The 2,372-nt window shown below is 60.9% G+C and carries 5 protein-coding genes and 1 pseudogene; 2 read left to right on the forward strand and 4 right to left on the reverse strand.

Going from position 1 to position 2,372, the window contains the following annotated elements; genetic code table 11:
* On the forward strand, nucleotides 1-677 hold a 677-nt coding region (locus DLJ49_RS21040), incomplete at its 5' end, for an IS5 family transposase (RefSeq protein ID WP_115395460.1).
* A gap of 88 nt (nucleotides 678-765) precedes the next feature.
* Here the strand turns inward: DLJ49_RS21040 and DLJ49_RS22780 are convergent.
* Genes DLJ49_RS22780 through DLJ49_RS21050 form a run of 3 tightly spaced genes read right to left on the reverse strand, consistent with a single transcriptional unit; the run spans nucleotide 766 to nucleotide 1,480 of the window.
* On the reverse strand, nucleotides 766-891 hold the full coding sequence (locus tag DLJ49_RS22780) for a hypothetical protein (protein WP_255566813.1): 126 nt from the start codon (nucleotides 889-891) through the stop codon (nucleotides 766-768).
* A gap of 18 nt (nucleotides 892-909) precedes the next feature.
* Entirely contained in the window at nucleotides 910-1,221 is a 312-nt protein-coding gene (locus DLJ49_RS21045) for a type II toxin-antitoxin system RelE/ParE family toxin (RefSeq protein ID WP_115395461.1), read from the reverse strand.
* A 4-nt stretch (nucleotides 1,222-1,225) separates the two neighbouring features.
* On the reverse strand, nucleotides 1,226-1,480 hold the full coding sequence (locus tag DLJ49_RS21050) for a ribbon-helix-helix domain-containing protein (protein ID WP_114511840.1): 255 nt from the start codon (nucleotides 1,478-1,480) through the stop codon (nucleotides 1,226-1,228).
* A 558-nt stretch (nucleotides 1,481-2,038) separates the two neighbouring features.
* Here DLJ49_RS21050 and DLJ49_RS21055 point away from each other — a divergent pair.
* On the forward strand, nucleotides 2,039-2,257 hold the full coding sequence (locus DLJ49_RS21055) for a helix-turn-helix transcriptional regulator (protein WP_115395462.1): 219 nt from the start codon (nucleotides 2,039-2,041) through the stop codon (nucleotides 2,255-2,257).
* Here DLJ49_RS21055 and DLJ49_RS22675 read toward each other — a convergent pair.
* Nucleotides 2,236-2,372: pseudogene (locus tag DLJ49_RS22675) on the reverse strand (IS481 family transposase); the annotation flags it as partial. The gene DLJ49_RS21055 and the pseudogene DLJ49_RS22675 sit on opposite strands and share 22 nt — an antisense overlap.

Raw genomic sequence — 2,372 nt, forward strand, 5'->3', positions numbered from 1 at the left:
GCATCGAACTCGGCGACGACCGGATCCCGGACGAGACCACGATCCTCAACTTCCGCCACCTCCTGGAGCGGCACCATCTGACCGAGCAGCTGTTCGCGGAGGTGAACCGCCACCTCGCCGAGCAGGGCATCACGCTGCGCTCGGGGACGCTGGTGGACGCGACCATCATCGACGCGCCGTCGTCGACGAAGAACGAGGCCAAGGCCCGCGACCCCGAGATGTCGTCCACCAAGAAGGGCGACACCTGGTACTTCGGCATGAAGGCGCATGTCGGCGTGGATGCCGACAGCGGCATCGTGCACAGCCTCGAGACGACGACCGCGAAGGTGCACGACAGCCAGGTCTGGGAGGAGCTCCTGCACGGAGCGGAGACATCGGTCTGGGCGGACAAGGGCTATGTCAGCGCCGCACGGGAGGCCGCGTTCTCCGGCCCCGGCAAGTTCTGGGGCGTCATGCGCAAGGCGCCGAAGGGCGGCGCGCTGCACCCTGTCGATGAGGACATCAACCGGATCATCGCCATGGTGCGGGCGCGGGTCGAGCATCCCTTCCGGGTGCTCAAGCGGCAGTTCGGGTATCTCAAGACCCGGTACCGCGGCCTCGCGAAGAACCGGGCACAACTCTTCACGCTGTTCGCCCTCGGCAATCTGTTCCTCGTCCGACGAAGGCTGCTCACATGAGGCGGAGTCTGCCCTCCGACGCCGAGACCGGCCGTTCGAGCCAGCCGATACCCGGAAATCGCAGGCATCCCCGGCCGACGTGCCCTCGTCAGACCGCCTCTGCCCGAAAATCGGCGAAGCCGAAGCGGTAGATCAGACGATCCTCAAAACGGATACAAACCAAGAGCATTTTGTCTGCGTTTGTCGGCTCAAGGCCGTGGAGAATGGTCTGCACGACGCTGTCCGCCGAACGTTATCCGAAGAAGTCTTCCTTGAAACGATCAATCTGGTGCATCCGCTCGTGCAGGATCGTGACGATGCCAATATCGCCATTCGACAGATGCCTCCAATACACGAAATGCCGCTCGTACCGGAAAAAATACCCTTCCACCCCAAATTCGGCGGGCACGGCCCGCGAATGCACACCGCGCGTTTCGATCTTTTCGAACGCGGCAAACAACCCGGTAACGTAGGTCTCGGCCTGCGCCTCACCCCAGGTTTCGCGTGTGTATCGGTAGATCTCGTCGAGACGGACGGACGCCGCCTCCTGGACCCGGATCGCCATGCGCTCAGGTCCGGTTTCGGGCGATCACCTCGGCGGCCGTCAGGGGCTTGTAGCTCTCCTCGGGCGCAGCGAAGGCGCGGTTGAGCTCTGCCTTCAGCCGGTCGAAGGCTTCACGCTCGACGCGTTCCTTGTCGCGGCGGATCAGATCACGGATGTACTCGCTGACGTTCTCATAGGCGCCATCCTCTCCGACATTGGTCGCGACGAACTCGCTGAGCGCGCCGCTGACGCGCACGGTCATGGTGGTGGTCCGAGACATGGCGATCTCCCTACATCGTGTGTGTTCAAGATAACCAATATCGAACATGAAACAAGGGCCACGCTCGCCGGGCGGCGGTCCTGCCTACCCTTCTCCATCCTCGAGAACCAAGCGATCTGCCATCGGCAGCAGCAAGGCCAGCACAGCAGCCGCCATTTCTTCTCGCGACTACTCTCTTGCAACTGAACAGAACGCGATCAAAACAAATACAAAGCGGGAGCAAAGTGTCCGACAGAGACTTTCAAACGCATGATTCTAAAGGGAATCGTAGCCATCGGTTATTGCTGTGAATCCTATCGTAATCCCGCGAAATCGGAGGGAAAGAGATACGCAAAAACTCCGCTCAGCGGGCAGGTTCAAATACCGGCCACCTGCCACGTTTCTCCAAGAATAGCGTCCGATACGACTGCTTTCTCTCGCTCTCGCTGGGTGCGTTGACGGCACTGCGCGGCCGCGGCTCCTTTGCGCACAGCACCTCAAGACACTGACTTGCCTCTCTTTTTCTTTCACGCCTTCGTCCTCCTGCAACCTCTGTGAGTTGTGAAGAAGGAGACGATTATGAAACCAACCTGCTTGAACCAGAAAGAACTGGCGGAACGCTGGACCATTTCGCACCGCACCCTGGAGCGGTGGCGGTGGGCCGGCGAAGGTCCTGTATACATGAAGATCGGAGGGCGTGTCGTCTACCGTATCGCCGATATCGAGGCCTTCGAGCGCGACGTGTTGAATGCCACCTCCGATCAGAGCGTCCCGGCCTACTTGTCACATCCCGCGTGATTGTACGGCCGCTTCTTGAATAGTTCCGGCTTCTGGCGATGCCAGTCCTTGAGCGCCTCGATGGGCGTTCGGCCTTTCAGGACGGATTGCGGGAGCTGGCCGTTGTAGAGGCGGA

This window comes from Rhodovulum sp. 12E13, from assembly GCF_003340565.1.
Taxonomy (GTDB): Bacteria; Pseudomonadota; Alphaproteobacteria; order Rhodobacterales; family Rhodobacteraceae; genus HLUCCA09.